Below are 21,010 nucleotides of genomic sequence, written 5' to 3'. Positions count from 1 at the left end.
AGCCTCACAAGCCCTGCGTCCCCGACTAAATCGACCGTTCTGCAAAAATTTGGAACGATCGCTGCCCGGTCTGAATAAGCATGGGCAAGGACGGAACGGAAAAAGGACAAGCACAGGACTTAATCATGAAAAACCTTGTAGCAACGCTCATCACTACCGCTTCAATCGCCATGCTGGGCGTCGGTGGCACCGCCTTGGCAGATGACCACAAAAGTGACAGCGAATTCTCATCAGCCGATGGCTCGACCAAAGCGCAATCGCCAGTCGTTGTAGAGCGCAATGCCAAGGGCAAAGCGACCAAGGTCCGCGTAGAAGGCACCGTCTATGATGTCTGCATGAATGACGATCAGGACGGCTGTATTAACCCGCGCGCAGCCGGCCTTAACTGGGGCAACCGTCCGCTCGATTATTGGCCCGGTCAACCGGCAAGCTCGATGTAAAAATCGCGCGTCGGAATTTTAGAAAAGGGCAGCCGTTTGCGCTGCCCTTTTCGTTTGTGATTTGTCGCTTTGCGTCAGTCAGCGCGCTGCATAATATGAAGCCGCGCCTTGCCGACCTTGCGGCTTGTTTCGATGGCCAGCCCCTTTATCGCGGGTTCTTCGTCAAAGGCAGTTTCAAGCGCGATCCAGGTCGCCTCGCCAATCCAGCCGAGGCGCAAGAGACGGTCCAGCGCCACTTCGCCTGCGCCAGTGTGATAGGGCGGGTCGAGCAGGATGAGGTCGAGCGGTTCTTTCGCGGCGCGAAGTCCCATGACCGAGCCTGCTTCGACTGTGCTGCGGCCACGCGCATCGAATGTCGCAATATTGGCGCGGATCGCGTCCAGTGCGTCACGGTCTTGCTCTACAAAAAGACAATGCGCAGCGCCGCGTGAAAGTGCCTCAATGCCCAAAGCGCCTGACCCTGCAAAAAGGTCGGCAACGCGCAAATCCTCAAAGCTTCCCAAACGGCTGGTGAGCATAGAGAAAAGCGTCTCGCGCGTGCGGTCGCCTGTTGGGCGCGTCGCATCGCCCTTTGGCGCGGTAAGCTTTCGCCCCCGCCATTCGCCAGCGATAATACGCATTTATTTGCGCTCCTTCCTCTCGCCACCTCTGTTTGAGGAGGGCGATTTAAGGCTCGCGACAAAGCGATCAAGGTCGCCCTTTTTAATACGCACTGCCTGTCCACGCGGCAGGTCGCCAAGTGCAAACGGGCCGTATCCAATGCGAATAAGGCGGTTCACCTTGAGGCCGAGATATTCGAGCACGCGCCGCACTTCGCGGTTTTTGCCCTCGGTAATGGTAATTTCGATCCAGTGATTTTTATGACCTTTTCCGCCCGATCCATGGTCAAGGTTCGCGTCGATTGAGCCATAGCGAATGCCGTCGATTTCAACCCCTTCAATAAGGGCCTCAAGCTGTTCCTGGGTAACCTCGCCAAAAGCTCTGGCGCGGTAGGTGCGCGGGATGCCGCTGGAGGGCAATTCCATCGTGCGTTTTAGGCCGCCATCATTGGTAAGTAGCAATAGCCCCTCGGTATTAAGGTCGAGCCGCCCGATGGGCATGAGGCGCGGTGTGCCTTTGGGCAGAGCGTTGGTGAGCGCCGCGTAGATCGTCGCACGCCCTGCTGGATCGCGTTCGGCGGTGATAAGGCCAGTGGGCTTGTTAAAGGCGAACAGTTGCGCGGGCTCTGGCCCTGCGACGGGCTTTCCATCAACGCTCACGCCTTTCAAATCATTGAGGAAAGTCGCAGGCGTCTCAACTGGCTTGCCATGAAGGGTGATGCGTTTGTCCGCAATCATCCGCTCAATTTCGCGCCGCGAAGCGATACCGGCCCGCGCGAGCAATTTGGCGATACGGTCGCCCTCGGGGCGATCCTCGGATTTCTTTGGGTTTGTGGGCATGGTCCGCCCTTTAGGCGCTTAAATGCTCCTGCACAATCGCATCAAACCGCACGATCCCGCTCTCAAGCGTTCCCATGGTGAGCTCCTTAATCGCGCCGCTTTCCAAACCTTGCTGGCCAAGCTCTGCTGCGCGGAAGTCTTCGGATGCAAAAACGCCGCCATCAAGCAGCTTCCAGGACCGCTCCCAATGGTCGAGAGCCTTATCGGTTTTCGGCTCTTCGGGGATGAGCATGAAATCTTCGACGATAGTGTGATTGTGCGCCTGGGGCATCAATACCATGATGTTTACATAGTCCGGGCTGGGAACGATCACAGTTGCCGGAAACAATTGATAGGCAAAGGTAATGACCCGGCGCATCGCGGCCATATCGGTGAAGTCTACGCCCTCCATCTCCTCCAAACGTCCAACGGCAGAGCGCATATGCGGCCCGATCTGGTCACCGCTGGTAATACCATCTTTGAAAAAGGGGCCGATGGTGTTCGCGTGGAGGCGCGTCACATGATAACTTTCGAGGAAGGCATCCATGATGAGCTTCCAATTGCCGCGCACATCGTGCGTCTTGCGACGGAAGAGGTGCAACTCTCCCATTCCAAAGGCGTCGAAATCTTCGCTGATTGCTTTGGCATGGCCAAAGTCAGCACCCTCCTGCGGGGCGAACCAGATAAGACCGCCAATTTCGATGCTAGGCAGTTCAACAAGTGCGTGATCCGACTTGTCCAGATTGGGAAAGGTTTCTGGCCGGGGGAGGGCGAGGAGCTTACCATCAAGTTTGTAGGTCCAAGCGTGATAGGGACAGACCATGCGCTTTGCGCATTGAACCTCGCGCCCTTCGACAAGGCGCGTACCGCGATGCTGACAAACATTCAGAAAAACGTGCGCGCGCCCTTCATTGTCACGAGTGATCAGCAGCGGCCTACCCGTATCATCATGCGGCACCACCATCCCCGGTTCAGGAAGGAGAGCGGAAGGGGAGAGCACTTGCGGCAGTTGGTCGAACAGTGCCGCTTTCTCACGTGCAAAGTGCGCCGGATCAGTGTAGCGGCAGGCCGGGACGGTGCCGATTGCGTCAACCGCGCGGCTATCAACGCCTTGGCGAATATTTTCCGCCAGTGCGAGTTGGCCCGCTGTGGGCCTTAAACTGGGCAAATCTTGCGTTGTTGTGGCGTTCATCGCCCTCTCCCTATTTCCCTTGAGCGCGTTATGCCCCACACTTGGACGCAAATCAAAAGGGATAAGCGAATACGTGAACGAAGCTGCCACCTCTGAAGAGCCTCAAGCGCAAAAAAGCAAACCCGGCATCGGCGAAGTGCTGCGCGCGCTCAAGAACAAGAAATCGGCCTATATGGCGCTGTTTGGGTTCACCAGCGGTCTGCCTTTCGCTCTGTTTTTGGGGACGCTCTACGCTTGGCTGTCTGAGGCTGAAGTGGACCTTGAAACGATGGGCGTCTTCTCGCTCATCGGATTGGCGTATGCTTTCCAATTCATCTGGTCGCCTCTGGTGGACAAAATCGATCTTCCGGGCCTGCGCGCGCTTGGCAAACGCAAGCAGTGGATCGCGCCGATGCAGCTGATCTTGGGCGTTATTCTGGTGACGCTATCGCTGCTTGAACCCAAGACGCAGCTTGGCTGGTTTTCTCTTCTTGCAGGGATCGGCGCTCTCGCCAGCGCGACGCAGGACATTGCAATCAACGCATGGCGGATTGACGTTGCCGACGAGGAAGCGACCCTCGATATGCTCTCGACGATTTATCAGATGGGATACCGCCTTGCTTCGTTGTTCGGGGGCGCACTGGGCCTGATCATCGCCGCGCGCATCGGCTGGCCTGAAACCTATCTCCTTTTCGGCGGTGCGATTCTTGTGGTCGGGTTCGCCGGACTTTTTGCGCCCGATACGGCGAGGGATCACGCAAGCGCGATTGGGGCCAGCGACGATGAACTCGCAGAGCTTTACCAAGTGGGCGAGGTGCGCAGCGATGTTCGGGCGAAATTCCTTTGGATCGTCGTCGGTCTGTGGGGCTGGGCGCTGCTCATTCTCGGTATCTTCATGGTCCGCGCGCTTGGTGGCTTTGTGCCGATGATGGGGGTGGTGGATTTGGGAGCCTTTGTAATCGACCCCAACTGGCTTCTTGGAATGTTCCCTTTGAATGAAAGTGGCCGCCCGGACCCGACCGAATTCACAGCCAAGATGGGCCCGCTCATTATTGCCGCCACAATCATTATACCCGCCATGATCGCCGGGATGCTGCACCGCCGTAAAGCGAGCGGACATGATGTTATTGCGCAAGACGAAAGCGTTCAGCGCGCCTCGGGCTTTGTTGACCACCTCTACCGCGCGCTTTTGGTGCCGCTGGTGGAGTTTGTCGGGCGTATCGGCTGGCCGCTTATTCTGATCCTCGCGCTGGTCCTCACCTATCGGATTTGCGATGCGATCTGGGGAACCTTTGCCTATCCGTTCTATCTGGGCGAATTGAACTACACCAATGACGAGGTGGCGTTCGCGTCCAAGTTCTTTGGTGTGGGCGCGATTATCGCTGGGCTTGCACTGGGCGGCTATATGCTAACCGTTTTGGGACGGATGCTGACGCTGACTTTGGGCGCGCTTCTCGCAGCGCTCACCAACCTCCTCTATGCCGACATGGCGGTGGGCGGGGCCAATATGCAGGCAGCGAGCGACCTTGTCGGTTTTACCTGGCTGATCAGCACATTCGCGCCATTCGGCTCAGACGCTCTGCCGCGTCTTACCTTCACGATCATGTTCGAAAACCTTGCCATCGGCATTGCAGGCGCGGCCTATATCGCGTGGCTTTCTTCCATCGTTTCGAAGAAATATGCAGCGGTGCAATACGCGCTCCTCTCCTCGCTCACCTTGCTGGTCGGCACGCTGGGGCGCGGAGCTTTGGGCGAGATGATCGAGGAGCAGGGTTATTTCGATGTTTTCGTGCTCACCACGCTGATCGGACTGGTCGCGGTGGTCCTGTGCCTCGCCGAATGGTATCGCCAGTCGAAAATGGGCAGTGATGATGTGGGGCCTGAGCCAAAGACGCGGCCTGCGGAGTGACCACACAGGCGCGAGGGATTTGGGGAGCAATCGCTCCCTACCTTGAGAAAGAGGCGCTCGCGGCCTTCTTTGTCGGCGTCTCCTCTGGCTTTCCCTACGCAATGATCGGGGCAACGCTCACCACAAGGCTTGCCCAAGACGGGATCGACAAGGCGACGGTGACCGCTTTCACGCTCGCCTTCCTCGTCTACAATTTCAAAGTGTTCTGGGCATGGGTGGTGGACGGGGTGCGCCTGCCCGTCATTGGCCGCATGGGGCAGCGGGTTTCTTGGATGCTGTTCTCAGGCACGCTGGTTATTGCAGCCGTAGTGAACCTTGCGCTGGTAGACCCCAGCGAGAGCTTGTTTGCGACTGTCATTGCCGCCGTGCTGGTGGGCGTAGCGGGCGCCACTTTTGACATTGTAATCGACGCCTATCGCATTGAGACGCTGCGCCCCGATCAACTCGGCACGGGTTCGGGCATGAGCCAATATGGCTGGCGCATAGGAGCGGCAGGGGCGGGCGCTCTTGCGCTGGTCGTTGCGGCGCGCGCGGGGTGGGAGGCGGCCTATCTCGCCTGCGCGTGCCTAGCGCTTCCTGCAATGCTGACTGCGCTGATCATCGGCGAGCCCACAAGGCGCACCGTTACCATCGCCAAGAAGGGCGTCGCTGATGTGTGGCAGTCCATCGCGGGGCCTTTCCGCGAGTTTCTGGGAAGGTACGGCGCGTGGCTCGTGCTCGCCTTCATCCTCGTTCACAAGATCGGCGATACGCTCGCGAACCTTACCTTCCGTCTGCTGTTCGATGACCTTGGCTACACCAATGACGAGATCGCAATCTACGATGTGGGGGTGGGTTTCTGGGCCTTTATGATCGGGATTTTCGTAGGCGGAGTGCTCTACACAAAGCTCGGCCTCAAACGCTCGGTGATGCTCGCGCTTGTGCTGATGGCGGTGTCCAATCTGAGCTTTGCGGGGCTGGCGGTGGTGGGACACTCGAACTGGGGGATGGCGGGTGCGATTGGCTTTGAAAACTTCGCCAGCGGATATGGTGGTGTGGTCGTAGTCGCGTACTTTTCGGCGCTCTGCGACTTGCGATTTACGGCGGCGCAATATGCGCTGATCTCGGCAGGCGCGAGCGTTGTGGGGCGCTTGCTGACAGGCACCACGGCAGGCGGGCTGATCGAGAGTGTTGGCTATGTGAACTTCTACCTGCTGACCACCGTGTTGGCGCTTCCGGGGATAGCGCTATTCTGGTGGATGATGCGTTCAGGGCTAGTCGATGAGGCGATGGGGAGTGCGGGGCGAGAGCCACAATAAACTCGCTCGTCCTGAGCCGGTGGCGCTATACGCAGTCTTCGACTCCGAAGGACCGTTTTTCTTCTTTCCTACCTTGCAAAAGTAAAGTGCGATCCTTCGACAAGCTCAGGATGAGCGGAGTACTCGAATGGACCTGTGGCATCCCCCGGCTTGCTGCGAATGCAGCGAGCCCGCGCCCGCCTACCCCATGGCGGGGGCGTTGCCCCCACCTAGGCGGACGCTTTGCAACCGTAGTGCCTTAGTCTGGGATCTCGTCATTCAATCGCAGCGCTTCGCCTGCTAGATAAAGCGAACCTGCGATGAGGATGGGCGAGCCATCCGGAGGCACATTCAGCAGCGCATTCTCAAGGTCTTTGCGCGCGACAGCAGCCTCGCCAAACGCGCTTGCCGGATGGCAATCGTGGTCTGGCACTGGCACCACCTGAAGCGTGCGCACCCTATCGCCAAAGGGATCGAGCAGCGCTCGTGGGTTCTTGTTGTCGAGCATTCCGAGGATCAGGTGAAGCGGGCCTTCTATGGCCTCCGCAATCGCAGCACCGGCGTTCGGATTGTGGCCACCGTCGAGCCAGACCGTTCGCTCACCGATTAGCGGGCCTTTGGACAAAATTTGCATACGCGCGGGCCATCTCGTGGTAACAATTCCCTCGGCAAGCGCTTCGGTCGTGATCGTCACCTTGCCCTGATTGCGCAGCATAGCGACAGCGAGCGCTGCATTGGCGAATTGGTGCCTGCCGGGCAGCCGCGGGACGGGCAGGTTCAAACGACCTCCAGCATCTTGATAGGCAAGCGTCGGACCATCGCGAAAATCCCACGCATGGTGCATCATCTTTAGCGGCGCACCTGCGCGATCGGATGCCGCGACGATTTCGCGGTTTGATACAGGGCCGTAGTCCATCGTCACAAGCGGCACGCCCTTCTTCGCAATCCCTGCCTTCTCGAACGCAATCCGCGCCATCGGCTCTTTAGGCACACCCTCTTCAGGTGCGAGCAAAAACCGCTCGTGATCGAGCCCCAGCGCTGCAATCCCGCAAGCTGCGAGCGCCCCAGGCTCCAGCACATTGGTTGCATCAAAGCGCCCGCCTAGGCCGACTTCGACTACGCAAGCATCGGCTGGGGTGCGGCTGAAGGCGAGGAAGGCGGCGGCGATGGTGACTTCGAAGAAGCTTGGTGCAAGGTCCTCGCCTGCATCCAGCACCTCTTTCAAGAGGTCCGCCAGCGGCCCGTCATCGATCAGTCTGCCCGCAATCCTGATCCGCTCGTTATAGCGCACAAGATGGGGCGAGGTGGTGACGTGGACGCGCTTGCCGTCGGCCTCGAGCATGGCGCGCAGAAACGCGCAGACCGAGCCTTTGCCATTGGTGCCAGCGACATGGAACACAGGCGGCAGCTTGCGGTGCGGATTGCCGAGGCGCTCCATCAGCGCGGTGATGGTCTCCAGCCCCAAACGCCCTTGCGGGACGCTGAGCGCGCTTAAGCGCTCAAGTTGCGCCTGGACGCGCGGGTCGTCTGATTTGCCGAAGTCCATTAGCCTTCATCCGTCATTGCGAGCCGCAGGCGAAGCAATCCATGATCCAACTTTTCAACGAGCCTGACGGTCAGAAACTGGATTGCCACGTCGCCTTCGGCTCCTCGCAATGACGATTACCTCAAGCGGCTTGATCTGTCGGCTGCAAAAACTCCAGCACCGCCGCCAGGCGCTCTTTCAGCTCATGACGCGGCACCACCATATCGACCATGCCGTGCTTGTGGAGATATTCCGCGCGCTGGAAGCCCTCGGGCAATTGCTCGCGGATCGTGTCTTGGATCACGCGCTGGCCCGCAAAGCCGATCAGCGCGCCGGGCTCTGCAATGTGGATATCGCCAAGCATGGCGTAGCTTGCGGTGACGCCGCCTGTGGTGGGATCGGTGAGGACCACGATGTAAGGCAATCCCGCCGCCTTCAAACGCCGCGTCATAACGGTCGCGCGCGGCATTTGCATCAGGGACAATATCCCCTCCTGCATCCGTGCGCCGCCTGCCGCTGTCACCACGATATAGGCACATTTCCGGTCGAGCGCTTTTTGCGCGCCCTGACAAAACGCCTCGCCCACGGCCATGCCCATCGAGCCGCCCATAAAGCTGAAGTCCTGAACACCGACAACCGCTGGCTGTCCGTCAATCGTGCCCGAACCCGTGATAAAGGCATCGGCATGGGGGCTCTTTGCCCGCGCGGCTTTCAGGCGGTCGGTGTATTTCTTCGAATCCTTGAACTTGAGCGGGTCCTCGGTCACTTGCGGGACCGGCAGCAGCTCAAAACCTTCATCCAGCAGCAGCGAAAGCCGCGTATCGGCGTTGATCCGCCCGTGGTGGTCGCACTTGGGGCAGACATGAAGGTTTTCCTCATAATCGGAGACAAACAGCATCTCCTGACAATTGGAGCATTTGATCCAAAGGTCTTTCTCGGTGCTTGTCTTTTGATCGCCAAAGCCCAGCGAATTGCGGACGCGGTTTAACCAGCTCATGTGTTCCAATTGTCCTTTTCGACCCTTTGCACCCCTCCCGTTTACGGGAGGGGCAGTGAGGCTTAGGAGCTTGCTCCTTAGCCGCAGCGGGGTGGGTTTTCCAGCCGTAGCAAGGCCCACCCCCGACCCCTCCCGCAGGCGGGAGGGGAGTTATGCCGTGCGAATGGCGTCAACCATCGCGCTCGTCAGCTCTTTTAGCTTTGCCGGAGCGTTTGCGCCATGTTCGCCCACCAAGTCAACAAAGGCGGACCCGACGACCACCCCATCGGCGTGCTTGGCGATGGCAGCGGCTTGCGCGGGTTCACGCACGCCAAAGCCGACCGCGACCGGAATATCGGTGGCCGCTTTCAGCGCCGCGACAGCCTCCTCGATGGAGCCTTGAGCGGCCTGTTGCAGCCCGGTGACCCCGGCGACGGAGACGTAATAGAGAAAGCCGCTCGACCCCTCAAGCACCTGCGGCAGGCGCGCGGCGTCGGTGGTGGGGGTGGCTAGGCGGATGGGGGAAATGCCCTCGGCGCGAAGTGCCGGCCCCAGCGCATCGTCCTCTTCAGGCGGAATATCGACGCAGATGACACCGTCGACGCCTGCACCCTTGGCAGCTTTTGCAAACCACTCAGGCCCCCGGCGGATCATCGGGTTGGCATAGCCCATCAGCACCAGCGGCACATCGGGGTGACGCTCGCGGAAGTCGTATGCCATTTGCAGCACATCGGCGGTGGTCGTGCCTTTGCCAAGCGAGCGCAAATTGGCGCTCTGGATCGCAGGGCCATCGGCCATCGGATCGGTAAAGGGCATCCCCAGCTCAATCACATCCGCGCCGCCTTCGACCAGCGCGTCGAGATTAGCTGCAGTGTCGCCATCGCCAGCGGTGATGAAGGCGACGAAGGCGGCATGGGGTTTGGAAAAGGCGTTTTGGAGGCGGGTCATTCGAATGTCTTTTTTTTGTCTCGGTATTTCGCGCGGTCGTGCCAGATTAATCCGATTGATGCCCCGATTGCAGCGCCCCAGGCGCTTGGGCCGAACATTTCGCGACCGATTAGCCAGTTCTCGAAGAGACTTGCACCTAAGAGACTGAGTAAGAAAATCCCAGCGTAGCGTGCGAAGATCTTAGTTTTCTCAAACCTCAAACGTGGCTCCCGTCTCTATCGGACTTTTCGTCATTCCGGCGCAGGCCGGAATCTAGGGCGGCGAGCGCTTTTCTTTGCCGCTCTGGACGCCAGCCTTCGCTGGGGTGACGGGTGCAGGTGAGGGGGCTCACATCTCCACCCCAAGCTTTTCAGCCACGGTGAAAATGTCCTTATCGCCGCGGCCGCACAGGTTCATGCAGATGATCTCGTCCTCGCGCATCTGCGGCGCGCGTTTGGCGACGGCGGCGAGGGCGTGGGAGGGCTCCAGCGCAGGGATAATCCCCTCGGTGCGGCAGAGCAGTTGGAAGCCTTCGAGCGCCTCATCATCGGTGACGGCGGTGTATTCGACGCGGCCCGTGTCTTTGAGCCATGCATGCTCGGGGCCGATGCCGGGGTAGTCGAGTCCTGCGGAAATCGAGTGGCCTTCGGTGATCTGGCCGTCTTCGTCTTGCAGGAGGTAGGTCTTGTTGCCGTGGAGCACTCCGGGAGCGCCGCCCAGAAGGCTTGCGGCGTGTTCGTCGCCATCAAGGCCGTGGCCTGCTGCTTCTACGCCGAGCATCTTCACGTCTGGATCGTCCAGAAACGGGTGGAACAGGCCAAGCGCATTGGAGCCTCCGCCGATGCACGCGATCAGCAGGTCGGGCAGCTTGCCGGTGCGGGCTAGCAACTGCGCGCGCGCTTCGGTGCCGATCACGCTTTGGAAATTGCGCACCATTTCGGGGTAGGGGTGGGGGCCGGCGGCGGTGCCGATGATGTAAAAGGTGTCGTGCACATTGGCGACCCAATCGCGAAGGCCTTCGTTCATCGCATCTTTGAGCGTCGCGCCGCCGCTGGTGACGGGGACGACTTCTGCGCCAAGCAGCTTCATGCGGAAGACATTGGGCGATTGGCGCGCAACATCCTCTGCGCCCATGTAGATCACGCAAGGCAGGCCAAAGCGCGCGCAGACGGTTGCGGTGGCCACACCATGCTGCCCCGCGCCGGTTTCCGCGATAATGCGGGTCTTGCCCATGCGTTTGGCGAGCAAAATCTGCCCGATGCAATTGTTGATCTTATGCGCGCCGGTGTGATTGAGCTCATCGCGCTTGAACCAAACTTGCGCGCCCATGCCCTTAGGAGCGTCTTTGCGAAGCTCCTCGGTCAGACGTTCAGCATAATACATCGGCGAAGGGCGCCCGACGTAATGCTCTAGCAGATCGTCAAACTCGCGCTGAAATTCAGGGTCTTGCTGCGCCGCGCGATATTCACGCTCCAGATCGAGGATCAGCGGCATCAGCGTTTCAGCGACATAGCGCCCGCCAAACTCGCCAAAATGCCCGCGTTCATCGGGCCCATTGCGGAAGGAATTAGGAGTAGTCTGATTCATGGAAAAATCCGTTGGCAGGAAGAGCCGCGCCTGTCCAGCCGTGTCAAGAACGGTGTGTCTGGGCACCTGTGGGCGCGCGCAATGCTTGGACAGCACGCGCAAACCTTTCTGGCAGATTTATAATGTGTGGCAAATGAGTCACAAAATTACCGAAGGCTGGAATAATAGCATTTTCTGTAATTGAAGGTTCATCCACGTAAACCTACCTAAGCCGTCCCCTAACAACCTCAAATCTATAGAGGACGTGCAATGAAAAAGATTGCTTTGATTACCGCAGCACTGGCTGCAACCGCTTTTGCAACCCCGGCAATGGCACAAGACGCAGCTGGCGAAGGCCGCGTTGAAGTTCGCGGTGGCCTCGCCACCGGCGGCGGCTTTGACGAAGGCTTCATCGGCGCAGCAGCGGGCTATGACTTCGACCTTGGCGAGACTGTCTTCGTTGGCGGCGAAGTGTCTGTCGACAAAGTGCTCGTTGACGGTTCTGACGAACTGTACGGCCTTACCGGGCGCATCGGTACGAAAGCTGGCGAAAGCACCCGCATTTTCGCAGCTGGCGGCCGCAGCTTCACCTCGGGTGAAGACGTATGGCACGCAGGCCTTGGCGTTGAGCAAAAGCTTGGCGGCAACTTCTACGTGAAGGGCGAATACCGCCACTTCTTCTCCGACTTCTCCGATATCGACACCTTTGCTGTCGGCGGCGGCATCAAGTTCTAATCGCCCAACGCGAATAGATTACAACCCAAAGGGCGATCCGGAGACGGGTCGCCCTTTTTCTTTGGGAGCGGTGGGGTTCGTTCAGGAAAGAGCGGCCTTGCAGAAGGTCTCGATCATCGCCGCATCTTTGATGCCCGGCGCGCTTTCGACCCCGGATGAGGTGTCGACCAATTGCGCTCCGGTGGCGTTGATCGCCTCTGCGACATTGTCCGCCGTCAGCCCGCCAGCAAGTCCCCATTGGAGCGGCCCGTGGTAAGCTTTGAGCAGGTTCCAATCAAAGCTGTGCCCCATACCGCCCGGAAGCGCTGAGCCTTTGGGAGTTTTGGCATCGAACAAGAGGAAATCGGCGGTGTCTGAGTATTCAGCCGCCTGTGCGATGTCTTCCTCGTTTTCCACGCTCAGAACCTTCCAGACGGGCAAATCAAAACGTGCGCATACTTCGGCAGCGCGCGCAGGGGTTTCTTTACCGTGAAGCTGGATCGCATCAAGCTTCCCCGCCTCTACCATCTGCGCAAGAAACGCATCATCTGCATCGACAAAAACCCCGACTTTCTGCAAGGTTGCAGGCACCCCTTCAGAAAGTTTTGCAGCCTGCTCGGCCGACACAAAACGCGGGGAAGGCGGGTAGAAGTTGAACCCGATATGGCTTGCCCCGGCATGGGCGCACGCGGCAATGGTGTCAGGCGTCGAAAGGCCGCAGATTTTGATCCGAACAGGCATACGTTTGGGGATTTAGACGCGTCTACAGGCAAGTGGAAGGTGCAAGGGGCCTTGATCGCGCAACTACGCGCTGCGCCGCACCTGTTGGCACGTATCCAATTGCTGCGAGATATTGCTTTCCAAAGTTTGCGCACTGATTTGCAATTCGCTTGGCAAACCATTGCGGTAAGTCTGATCAGGTTGATTGCGCAACATACGCCGGAAATTGTCGTCATATTGGCTGATCGTCCAGGAGTGCTCATCGCCAGACCAGCGCGTGCGCATTGCGCTCAGATCATATGCGAACACAAACCCGCCCCCTGTCAGGGTCACGCGAAGAGGCACGACGATATCAAACCGCGTTGTGTATGTGTAGTCGCCATCGCCAGGACGCGGCCAGGATCGACCGTTTGAAAAGGTTTCAACCAGTTTCTGTGTGCGGATAGCGCCGAGCAACAATACGCCGATCTTTCCTTGAGGCGTGCGGCAAAGTGCTCTGTCCGTGTTCCAGCGGACCATTTTATAGGTGCGATATGTTTTGGAGCCGCCGTAATTGGTCACCCTCTCTTCCGGGCCACCGTAGCGATCATAAACCCGCTTGTGTGCCTCATCGACGCCATCCCGCATTTGGATCAGCTGTTGGTTTTGCGCGGCCGCAGCAGACGGCAGGCCCAAAGCCGCCATCGCGAAAGCCAATAGAAGACCCCACCTTGAATTACGAAATTCCATCCAGCTGCCCCCAGAAGTAATGAATTGGTTGGATATATGTTTGCCCCGCGCAAGCTGTACCTGCGCTGTATCATGCTTGCTGTGCAAAGCGTAAAGGGCTGGCTACCCCAGTGTCAAACGGGCGGACTAAAGCGTCGCCTCAATCGCGCGGGCAGCGGCCTCTGGATCGTCGGCGCGGCTGATCGGGCGGCCTATGACGAGGACGCTTGCCCCATCATCGCGCGCCTTGCGGGGGGTGACAACGCGTTTCTGATCGCCAGCACCTGACCCTGCGGGGCGAAGGCCGGGGACAACGAAATAGCCGTCTTTCCATTGCTTGTGGACCTTGCCCACTTCGCGTCCCGAACACACGATCCCGTCGAGTCCCGCTGAGTGCGCAAGCTCGGCAAGGCGCATCACCTGGTCCTCAGCAGAGCCACCAACGCCTGTTGCTGCAAGGTCTGTTTCATCCATGCTCGTGAGCGTGGTGACGGCGACAACCTTGCACCCTTCCGCCGCTGCTGCCTTCGCATCCTCCATCATCGCGCGCCCGCCGCTTGCGTGGATGGTGACGATTTTAGGCTCGTAAACATGGATCGCCATCATGGCAGACGCGACAGTGTTGGGGATGTCGTGAAACTTCAAATCGAGAAAGATTGGCAAGCCCAAGTGCGCGATTTCGTGGACACCGTGGCCGCCATGCGCGCAAAAGAATTCAAGGCCGAGCTTCACGCCGCCAATATGCGCTTTCACCTTGTTGATGAGAGCTTTTGCAGGCTCAATCTGAGGCACATCAAGCGCGAGATAGACAGGATTGCTCATGGCTTGCTCTCTTCTCGTGCCTCATCGACGGGGGAGAGGGGTTCTGCCGGCTTTTCCACAGGTGCATCCACAGGCTTGTCCGCAGTCGTATCCACAGGCGTTTCACGCTGACGAGCGAGCGCTGCGGATTTGATCGAGCTTTCAAGGCTGCGAATACGACGCTGAAGCCCCCATTTGACGCTGCGATGGTAAAGCCACATCGGGAACAGGCCGAGCAGGAAGGCGAGGATCACCAAAGCCGGAACCTTCGTTTCAACCAGAATGCCGTTCCACAAAGTGATCTCAACCGGGTTCCAGTTGAGGATTGAGAAAAGCATGATCGCGATCGAAATCACGACCCACACAATAGTGCGCACAATTTGCAAGGCGCCTTACCCCTATCCGTTCAAAGTCCGCTTGCAAGCCTAAGCGATTTGGAGCCCGTGTCCAGCTTGCGCCTTATCCAAAAACGCGCGCGAAGATCGTGTCCACGTGTTTGAAGTGATATTCGAGGTCGAATTTCTCTTCGAGTTCGCTTTCAGAAAGGGCAGCGGTCACTTCATCATCGGCTTTGAGCAGATCGAGAAGCATGACTTTGCCACCCGATTCCCACACCTTCATCGCGTTGCGCTGCACCAGACGATAGGCATCCTCGCGGCTCACCCCTGCTTGGGTGAGAGCAAGCAGAACACGCTGTGAATGAATGAGCCCGCCCATTGCATCCATGTTCGACTGCATCCGCTCAGGATAAACGAGAAGCTTTTCGACCACCCCGGTCAGGCGTGCGAGCGCGAAATCGAGGGTGATCGTCGCATCGGGTCCGATAAAACGCTCCACCGAGGAGTGCGAAATATCGCGCTCATGCCAAAGCGCCACGTTCTCAAGCGCGGGCAGGGCGTAAGCGCGGATCATGCGCGCTTGCCCGGTCAGATTCTCCGTCAGAATGGGGTTGCGCTTATGCGGCATGGCGCTCGAACCCTTCTGGCCCTTGGAGAAAAACTCTTCCGCTTCGAGAACTTCCGTGCGCTGAAGGTGCCGCACTTCCACCGCAAGGCGTTCAATAGAGCCAGCGATCACCGCAAGCGTCGCGAAGTATGCGGCGTGACGGTCGCGCGGGATGACCTGAGTGCTGATCGGTTCAACCTCAAGGCCAAGTTGTTCAGCGACGTAAGCCTCAACCTGAGGGTCGATATTGGCGAAGGTTCCGACCGCACCCGAAACAGCGCAAGTCGCGATTTCCTTGCGAGCGGCAATCAGGCGCGTTTTGCAGCGGTCAAACTCGGCATAGGCCTGCGCGAGTTTGAGGCCGAAGGTCACGGGTTCTGCGTGGATACCGTGGCTGCGCCCGATGGTGGGAGTGAACTTATGCTCTTCGGCGCGCATTTTGATGGCCGCCAAAAGCCCATCCAAGTCTTCTAGCAAAATATCGGTCGCCCGCGCCAATTGCACCGCAAGCGTGGTGTCGAGCACGTCGGAGCTCGTCATGCCTTGGTGCATGAAACGCGCTTCGCCGGTGAAGCCAGCCGCATCGACTTGCTCAGCGACCCAAGTAAGGAACGCGATCACATCGTGTTTTGTCACCGCTTCAATCGCGTCGATGGCTTCAACGTCGATTTTAGGGTTCGTCGCCCACCAATCCCATAGCGCCTTGCCAGCCGAGGCAGGCACAACGCCCATTTCGCCAAGCTTCTGCGTCGCGTGCGCTTCGATTTCGAACCAGATGCGATATTTGGCTTCCGGCTCCCAAAGAGCGGTCATAGCGGGGCGGGCGTAACGGGGGACCATCGGGCAATGTCCTTTTGTGAAGTGAAGTGTCGGGGGCGCGGCTAAGCGGGAGGGGCAATGATTGCAAGAGGCGGGGAGCAGTTACCTGCACCTTTCCTTGCACCCGTATTAAAGGCGGCGTGCTTTAGATCAGGCCCTTCGCTCGCAAAGATACATGACCTTCGCGCCCGACGATCACATGGTCGTGCACCGTTACGCCCAGCAGCCGTCCGGCCTCTGCAATCTTTCGTGTGATTTGAATGTCGGCCTTGCTCGGTTCTGGCGAACCGGATGGGTGATTGTGGACAAGGATCAGCGCAGCCGCGCCCACATCCATCGCCCGGCGGATCACTTCGCGCGGGTGAATGGCGGCCTCGTCAATCGAACCATCGCCGACATGGTGATCGTCGATGAGGCGGTTCTTGCTGTCGAGATAAAGCACGCGCACGCGCTCCACCGTCAAATGCGCCATGTCGATGGCGAGATAATCGAGTAGCGATTGCCAGCTTGAAAGGACGGGCTTTTGGATGATCTCGCTTCTTGCCATGCGCCGCGCGGCAATGGCGACACTTTTAAGGGCAGCCGCGCTGGTCTTTCCCACGCCTTTCGTGCGCTGGAGTGCGGCCGGGTCGGCGTTGAGCACTCCTGCGAGCGAGCCGAACTGGGCAAGAAGCGCCTTGGCGATAGGCTTGGTATCACCCTGTTTGATCGCGGCAAACAGGAGGTATTCGAGCACCTCGTAATCAGCCAGCGCCTCTGCACCGCCCTTAAGGAGCCGCTCGCGCAGGCGTTCGCGATGGCCAAGCCCTGCGTGCTTTCCCGCATCCGACTTGGGCGCGAGGGTGCCCGCACGCTCCTCGCCAAAGTCAAATGCGTCTTCAGATTGTGGCAATCTCGCCTCGTGCACTGATTTTACACGCGACTATCATTGCCTTTGTCGAGGCTTGCGCGCAAGTGATGAGGCCCATGGCAGAGGTTCAGCCCGAAGCGGATTTACCCGATCTGAAGCGCAGACGGCGCTTTTGGCCTGCGCGTTGGCGCTGGCGGATAAGCCTCATGGTGCTGGCGTTCGTGGTGCTGGCGGGATCGCTCGCATGGCTTGGGCGGGAGCGGATTGCGGGCAATCTGATCGAAGACACGCTTGCCAATTACGGGCTTGAGGCGAGCTACGAGATCGAGAGCATCGGTGCGCGGCGACAGGTTATCCGCAACCTTGTTGTGGGCGATCCGGCGCGGCCCGATTTTACCGCCGAGCGGGTGACGCTTGCTCTATCCTATACCTACGGTCCGCCTGCGCTTGGCCAGATCGAATTGACGCGGCCACGTCTGTTTGGCGAATTTGCCAATGGCGTGCTGAGCTTCGGGAGCCTTGATGCCCTGCTTTTTGCCGAAAGCGAGGAGCCGGCGGGGCTGCCCACATATAACGTGCGCATCGTCGACGGGCGCGCGCGGATTTCGAGCGAATATGGTGTCATCGGTGCCAAACTGGACGGCAAAGGCGCGATTGACGACGGGTTTGTGGGCACGCTCGCGGCCACGGCACCGGGGCTAGGCGTAGAAGGGTGCTCGGCGAGGGGCGCAACCGCCTTTGGCGACCTCACCAGTGATGCAGGAAGGCTCACCTTCGATGGTCCGCTGCGGTTGCGCGAGCTTACCTGCGAGGGGGCAAATATAGCAGCAGCCGATGTGGGCGCGGTGTTGACGCTGGCTCAAGATCTTGCCTCGGTTGAAGGCGATCTGGCGCTCAATGGCTCAGACTTGGGCTATTCTGATATGGCGCTCGGCACGCTTGGCGGTTCGGCGGATTTTGCCCTCGCATTTGGCGAACAGGTCGAATTGAGCCTTCGCCATGACATTTCGGGCCAAGGGTTGAAGACCAGTTACGCCAATGCAGCCCGCATCGCTTCGCAAGGCACCTTGCGCAGCCAGCAGGGCTTTGCCCGCAATGAATGGACAGGCGGGGTGACGGGCGATGCGATCGACGCAAGGACCTTCATCAATGGCGCTGGTCTGGCCGAGGCGCGAGCGGCAGGGGAGGGCACGCTTGTCGGCTCGCTTCTGGCCAAGCTTGAGCGCGGCCTTGGCCGGGGACTTTCGGGCGGCACCTTTGCTGCCGATGCCTCTGTGCGCACCACCAGTGATACTGTGCGTGTTGTTGTTCCCGAAGCGTGGCTGAGGAGCGTTGGTGGCGAGACGCTGCTGGCAATGTCGCGTGTCAGCTATGCGAGCGCAGGCGAGGGGCAGCCAGAGAACCTTTCCGGCAATATCCTCACCGGCGGCGCGGACCTGCCCCGGATCAATGCGCGCCTCTCGCAGCGCGGCAGCGGCAATCTGGCCCTGCGCATGAGCATGGTCGAATATCGCGAAGGGGCCGATGCGATCAGCATCCCCCGCCTTGAAGCACGACGAAATGCGAGCGGAGCAGTGCAATTTGACGGCACAATGCTTGCCCAGGGAAATATACCGGGCGGAAGGCTTCAGGGTCTTGTTCTTCCCATTGAGGGGCGGTGGTCCGAAAGCAGCGGATTGGCGTTAGGAACGCGCTGCGGCACCGCGCGGCTCGCAGGGCTCAACGCTTATGACTTCGCGCTGCGCCGACAAGAACTGACCGTTTGCCCGGACGCAGGCGGCGCGATCGTGCAATATCGCGATGCCTTGCAAATCGGCGCCCGCGTAGGCGAAGTCGCACTCGCCGGAACATTGGGCGAAAGCCCTGCCGCCATCACCGCGTCGAGTGCCACCCTGCGCTATCCCGGTGGTTTCGCGCTTACCGACCTTACCGCAAGGATCGGCGCTAGCGGCGAAGCCGTGCGGTTCGATGCGGCCCGTATCGACGGCGAACTTGGCGATGTGATTGGCGGCGAGATTGAAGGGGTCAATGCCTCTCTCGACCTCGTGCCACTCGATATTTCAGCGCTTTCGGGCGAATGGAGCTTTGCCGACAATGTGCTCGCCCTTCGCGACGGCGCTTTTACAGTCACCGAGAGGGTCGAACCCGGAGCCACCCGGCGCATAGAACCCTTGGCAAGCGAGGGCGCGAGCCTGACGTTTGCCGATGGCATGGTGCTCGCCAATGCTGATCTGTCCCATGCCGCAACATCGCGCAAAGTGGCTCGAATCATGCTGAGCCATGATTTAGCGACGGGTAAAGGCGGTGCAGACTTCACTGTTCCCGGGCTCGCCTTTGACGAGGCGTTCCAGCCCGACGATCTAACACCGCTTACCAAAGGTCTGATCGCCTTTGCCGATGGGATGATAAAGGGCGAGGGCCGCGTGGATTGGAACGGGAGCGACATCGACAGCACCGGCACCTTCTCGACCCAAGGGTTCGACTTTGCTGCTGCCTTTGGCCCTGTGCGCGGTCTTGCGGGCACGATAGAGTTTACCGACCTCCTTGCCATGACCACCGCGCCAAATCAGGTCGCCACCATCGCTTCGGTCAATCCGGGGATCGAGGCGCTTGATGGTCGGATCGTCTATTCGATCACCGATGGCACGCTCATTCAGGTGAATGACGGACGCTGGCCCTTTATGGGCGGCGAGCTGATCTTGCGGCCCGTGACGCTCGATTATGGAGGCGGGCAGGGGCAAAGCTACATCTTCGAGATCATAGCGCTCGATGCCGCGACATTTGTAACGCAGATGGAGCTTTCTAACATCAGCGCGACCGGGCAGTTCGACGGCACCATTCCGATCATCTTCGATGCGCAGGGCAATGGCACGATTGCTGGCGGCCTGCTCATTTCGCGGCCTCCGGGCGGCAATGTTTCTTACGTGGGCGAGCTTACTTACGAAGACCTGGGCGCAATGGGCAATTACGCATTCCAGACGCTCCGCTCGCTCGATTACAATCAGATGAGCATTGAACTGAACGGCAATCTGGCGGGCGAGATTGTCACCAATTTCAATATTGATGGCGTCAGGCAAGGCGCAGGGGCGAGCAGGAATTTCGTCACGCGACAGCTTGCTAACCTGCCGATCCGGTTCAAGATCAATGTGCGCTCGGAAAACTTCTATCTGCTGGCGACGATTGTCCGCGGCCTGTTTGACCCCACAGTCTTTGGCAATCCCATCGATCAGGGTCTGCTGACAATCGAGGGCAACAAAATTGTGCCTCGCAGCAGCGTTCCAGCGCCAAATCCTGTTCCCACACCAACACCCACACCTTCTCCGGGCAAAGCTGAACGCAGGGAAGACCCTGCCGTTCAACCTCCAGAAAGCGATGGAAAGCTATGACACACGACAAATTGACCCCCGAAAGCGGCGGTGCCACACTCGGCTTCGTCAAATTCAGGGGAGCGAATATGAACCGTAAGGTGTGGCAGATTGCCGCGATCGCAGGCGGGGTTGCGGGGCTTGGCGGATGTATCAACGTCGCCGCACCCGAAGAACCGATTGTGATCGAGCTCAACGTCAACATTCGCGCCGAAGTGCTATATCGTCTGGCAGAAGATGCCAGCAATACGATTGATGAGAATGCAGACATCTTCTGATGCGGCGCGCAAACGCCGACGGGAAGGTTGAAAAGGAAACGAGATGAACAGCTTTCGCAAATCCATGATGGTCCTGATTGCAGGTGCCACTGTTTTGACCGGTATGGCGACCCCCGCAATGGCTCAGCGCGATCCGGCCTATGCCGCAGCGCGCGCCAATGGCAGCGTTGGCGAACAGATTGACGGTTATCTGGGGATTGTTGGTCAGCCAACGCCTGCGCTGCAAACCCTTGTCAATGACATCAATATCCAACGCCGCGCGGTTTATACCCGCAAAGCGCAGGAAAATAATGCGACGGTCGAACAATATGCGACTACCGCCGGGTGTCAGGCGATTGCGCGCACCGTTCCGGGCGAAAAATATCAGGCGCCCGATGGCTCGTGGCAGACCCGCACGTCCGCTCCGCCTGCGCGTCTACCCATTTGCCCGTAGCCCTTTGACGATACAGCGGCGCAAAACGCTGCCTGGCCGGCCTTTCATTCGCAGCATCGCGCGGAAAACCCACTACACCACCATTGACTCCAGAATCGCGCTCTTCTAGGGGGCACTCGCCCTTGGCGGGCACCTTTCGAGCTCGCGCTTTTCCATCTTTATGAAGAG

Annotated in this window: 20 protein-coding genes; 7 read left to right on the top strand and 13 right to left on the bottom strand. The window is 59.2% G+C overall.

What is annotated here, in order from left to right; translation table 11 throughout:
* The first annotated feature begins 125 nt into the window (after nucleotides 1-125).
* Nucleotides 126-440, top strand: a complete 315-nt coding sequence (locus tag INR77_RS11390) for a hypothetical protein (protein WP_223071167.1) — start codon at nucleotides 126-128, stop codon at nucleotides 438-440.
* 74 nt (nucleotides 441-514) lie between these two features.
* Here INR77_RS11390 and rsmD read toward each other — a convergent pair whose 3' ends face one another.
* Genes rsmD through INR77_RS11375 form a run of 3 tightly spaced genes read right to left on the bottom strand, consistent with a single transcriptional unit; the run spans nucleotide 515 to nucleotide 3,050 of the window.
* The gene (gene rsmD, locus INR77_RS11385; RefSeq protein ID WP_223071166.1) at nucleotides 515-1,060 is read right to left on the bottom strand and encodes a 16S rRNA (guanine(966)-N(2))-methyltransferase RsmD; all 546 of its coding nucleotides are present in this window, start codon (nucleotides 1,058-1,060) and stop codon (nucleotides 515-517) included.
* Nucleotides 1,061-1,879: a pseudouridine synthase gene (locus tag INR77_RS11380; RefSeq protein WP_223071165.1), complete on the bottom strand. Its 819-nt coding sequence runs from the start codon at nucleotides 1,877-1,879 to the stop codon at nucleotides 1,061-1,063.
* A 10-nt stretch (nucleotides 1,880-1,889) separates the two neighbouring features.
* Nucleotides 1,890-3,050, bottom strand: coding sequence for an aromatic ring-hydroxylating dioxygenase subunit alpha (locus INR77_RS11375; protein ID WP_223071164.1), 1,161 nt, complete (start codon nucleotides 3,048-3,050; stop codon nucleotides 1,890-1,892).
* A 73-nt stretch (nucleotides 3,051-3,123) separates the two neighbouring features.
* Between INR77_RS11375 and INR77_RS11370 the strand changes: the two genes are divergently transcribed.
* Both INR77_RS11370 and INR77_RS11365 read left to right on the top strand, forming a co-directional pair.
* Nucleotides 3,124-4,938 (top strand): MFS transporter, encoded by a 1,815-nt coding sequence (locus INR77_RS11370; protein ID WP_255573758.1) that lies wholly within the window; start codon nucleotides 3,124-3,126, stop codon nucleotides 4,936-4,938.
* Nucleotides 4,935-6,236 (top strand): MFS transporter, encoded by a 1,302-nt coding sequence (locus tag INR77_RS11365; protein WP_223071163.1) that lies wholly within the window; start codon nucleotides 4,935-4,937, stop codon nucleotides 6,234-6,236. The genes INR77_RS11370 and INR77_RS11365 overlap by 4 nt, the downstream gene beginning before the upstream one ends.
* 238 nt (nucleotides 6,237-6,474) lie before the next feature.
* Here INR77_RS11365 and INR77_RS11360 read toward each other — a convergent pair whose 3' ends face one another.
* From INR77_RS11360 to trpB, 4 genes are all read right to left on the bottom strand, one after another.
* Nucleotides 6,475-7,761 (bottom strand): folylpolyglutamate synthase/dihydrofolate synthase family protein, encoded by a 1,287-nt coding sequence (locus INR77_RS11360; RefSeq protein WP_223071162.1) that lies wholly within the window; start codon nucleotides 7,759-7,761, stop codon nucleotides 6,475-6,477.
* Between the two features lie 121 nt (nucleotides 7,762-7,882).
* Entirely contained in the window at nucleotides 7,883-8,737 is an 855-nt protein-coding gene (gene accD, locus INR77_RS11355) for an acetyl-CoA carboxylase, carboxyltransferase subunit beta (protein WP_223071161.1), read from the bottom strand.
* Between the two features lie 150 nt (nucleotides 8,738-8,887).
* Nucleotides 8,888-9,664 (bottom strand): tryptophan synthase subunit alpha, encoded by a 777-nt coding sequence (gene trpA, locus INR77_RS11350; protein WP_223071160.1) that lies wholly within the window; start codon nucleotides 9,662-9,664, stop codon nucleotides 8,888-8,890.
* Nucleotides 9,665-9,991: 327 nt separating this feature from the next.
* Entirely contained in the window at nucleotides 9,992-11,230 is a 1,239-nt protein-coding gene (gene trpB, locus INR77_RS11345; RefSeq protein WP_223071159.1) for a tryptophan synthase subunit beta, read from the bottom strand.
* A 249-nt stretch (nucleotides 11,231-11,479) separates the two neighbouring features.
* Here trpB and INR77_RS11340 point away from each other — a divergent pair, with 249 nt between their 5' ends.
* Nucleotides 11,480-11,944 (top strand): outer membrane protein, encoded by a 465-nt coding sequence (locus INR77_RS11340; protein WP_223071158.1) that lies wholly within the window; start codon nucleotides 11,480-11,482, stop codon nucleotides 11,942-11,944.
* A gap of 81 nt (nucleotides 11,945-12,025) precedes the next feature.
* Here INR77_RS11340 and INR77_RS11335 read toward each other — a convergent pair whose 3' ends face one another.
* The 6 genes from INR77_RS11335 to radC form a co-directional block, all read right to left on the bottom strand.
* Complete coding sequence (locus INR77_RS11335; protein WP_223071157.1) at nucleotides 12,026-12,664, bottom strand: phosphoribosylanthranilate isomerase; 639 nt, start codon at nucleotides 12,662-12,664, stop codon at nucleotides 12,026-12,028.
* Between the two features lie 63 nt (nucleotides 12,665-12,727).
* On the bottom strand, nucleotides 12,728-13,372 hold the full coding sequence (locus INR77_RS11330; RefSeq protein WP_223071156.1) for a hypothetical protein: 645 nt from the start codon (nucleotides 13,370-13,372) through the stop codon (nucleotides 12,728-12,730).
* A gap of 126 nt (nucleotides 13,373-13,498) precedes the next feature.
* Nucleotides 13,499-14,173 (bottom strand): orotidine-5'-phosphate decarboxylase, encoded by a 675-nt coding sequence (gene pyrF / locus INR77_RS11325; protein ID WP_223071155.1) that lies wholly within the window; start codon nucleotides 14,171-14,173, stop codon nucleotides 13,499-13,501.
* A complete protein-coding gene (locus INR77_RS11320; RefSeq protein ID WP_223071154.1) occupies nucleotides 14,170-14,529 on the bottom strand; it encodes a LapA family protein in 360 nt (119 codons plus the stop codon). Before INR77_RS11320 ends, pyrF begins: the two co-directional genes overlap by 4 nt.
* An 82-nt stretch (nucleotides 14,530-14,611) precedes the next feature.
* Nucleotides 14,612-15,937, bottom strand: coding sequence for an adenylosuccinate lyase (purB, locus tag INR77_RS11315; RefSeq protein ID WP_223071153.1), 1,326 nt, complete (start codon nucleotides 15,935-15,937; stop codon nucleotides 14,612-14,614).
* A gap of 124 nt (nucleotides 15,938-16,061) precedes the next feature.
* Nucleotides 16,062-16,808, bottom strand: coding sequence for a DNA repair protein RadC (radC, locus tag INR77_RS11310; RefSeq protein ID WP_223071152.1), 747 nt, complete (start codon nucleotides 16,806-16,808; stop codon nucleotides 16,062-16,064).
* 74 nt (nucleotides 16,809-16,882) lie between these two features.
* On the opposite strand from radC, the gene INR77_RS11305 reads away from it, so the two are divergent.
* From INR77_RS11305 to INR77_RS11295, 3 genes are all read left to right on the top strand, one after another.
* The gene (locus tag INR77_RS11305) at nucleotides 16,883-20,152 is read left to right on the top strand and encodes a YdbH domain-containing protein (RefSeq protein ID WP_223071151.1); all 3,270 of its coding nucleotides are present in this window, start codon (nucleotides 16,883-16,885) and stop codon (nucleotides 20,150-20,152) included.
* On the top strand, nucleotides 20,149-20,409 hold the full coding sequence (locus tag INR77_RS11300; protein ID WP_255573757.1) for a YnbE family lipoprotein: 261 nt from the start codon (nucleotides 20,149-20,151) through the stop codon (nucleotides 20,407-20,409). The genes INR77_RS11305 and INR77_RS11300 overlap by 4 nt, the downstream gene beginning before the upstream one ends.
* 64 nt (nucleotides 20,410-20,473) lie before the next feature.
* Entirely contained in the window at nucleotides 20,474-20,842 is a 369-nt protein-coding gene (locus INR77_RS11295; RefSeq protein ID WP_223073536.1) for a YdbL family protein, read from the top strand.
* Nucleotides 20,843-21,010 lie beyond the last annotated feature (168 nt).

Origin of the sequence: Erythrobacter sp. SCSIO 43205, assembly GCF_019904235.1 — a bacterium.
Classification (GTDB): Bacteria; Pseudomonadota; Alphaproteobacteria; order Sphingomonadales; family Sphingomonadaceae; genus Erythrobacter.
Note: the sequence above shows the minus strand (reverse complement) of the source record. Positions and strands in the feature narration are given on the sequence as shown.

Bases quoted from the DNA above. Each gene is read 5' to 3' on its own strand.
- INR77_RS11390 (WP_223071167.1), top strand. From the start codon at position 126: ATGAAAAACCTTGTAGCAACGCTCATCACTACCGCTTCAATCGCCATG.
- rsmD (WP_223071166.1), bottom strand. From the start codon at position 1,060: ATGCGTATTATCGCTGGCGAATGGCGGGGGCGAAAGCTTACCGCGCCA.
- INR77_RS11380 (WP_223071165.1), bottom strand. From the start codon at position 1,879: ATGCCCACAAACCCAAAGAAATCCGAGGATCGCCCCGAGGGCGACCGT.
- INR77_RS11375 (WP_223071164.1), bottom strand. From the start codon at position 3,050: ATGAACGCCACAACAACGCAAGATTTGCCCAGTTTAAGGCCCACAGCG.
- INR77_RS11360 (WP_223071162.1), bottom strand. From the start codon at position 7,761: ATGGACTTCGGCAAATCAGACGACCCGCGCGTCCAGGCGCAACTTGAG.
- accD (WP_223071161.1), bottom strand. From the start codon at position 8,737: ATGAGCTGGTTAAACCGCGTCCGCAATTCGCTGGGCTTTGGCGATCAA.
- trpA (WP_223071160.1), bottom strand. From the start codon at position 9,664: ATGACCCGCCTCCAAAACGCCTTTTCCAAACCCCATGCCGCCTTCGTC.
- trpB (WP_223071159.1), bottom strand. From the start codon at position 11,230: ATGAATCAGACTACTCCTAATTCCTTCCGCAATGGGCCCGATGAACGC.
- INR77_RS11340 (WP_223071158.1), top strand. From the start codon at position 11,480: ATGAAAAAGATTGCTTTGATTACCGCAGCACTGGCTGCAACCGCTTTT.
- INR77_RS11335 (WP_223071157.1), bottom strand. From the start codon at position 12,664: ATGCCTGTTCGGATCAAAATCTGCGGCCTTTCGACGCCTGACACCATT.
- INR77_RS11330 (WP_223071156.1), bottom strand. From the start codon at position 13,372: ATGGAATTTCGTAATTCAAGGTGGGGTCTTCTATTGGCTTTCGCGATG.
- pyrF (WP_223071155.1), bottom strand. From the start codon at position 14,173: ATGAGCAATCCTGTCTATCTCGCGCTTGATGTGCCTCAGATTGAGCCT.
- purB (WP_223071153.1), bottom strand. From the start codon at position 15,937: ATGGTCCCCCGTTACGCCCGCCCCGCTATGACCGCTCTTTGGGAGCCG.
- INR77_RS11305 (WP_223071151.1), top strand. From the start codon at position 16,883: ATGGCAGAGGTTCAGCCCGAAGCGGATTTACCCGATCTGAAGCGCAGA.
- INR77_RS11300 (WP_255573757.1), top strand. From the start codon at position 20,149: ATGACACACGACAAATTGACCCCCGAAAGCGGCGGTGCCACACTCGGC.
- INR77_RS11295 (WP_223073536.1), top strand. From the start codon at position 20,474: ATGATGGTCCTGATTGCAGGTGCCACTGTTTTGACCGGTATGGCGACC.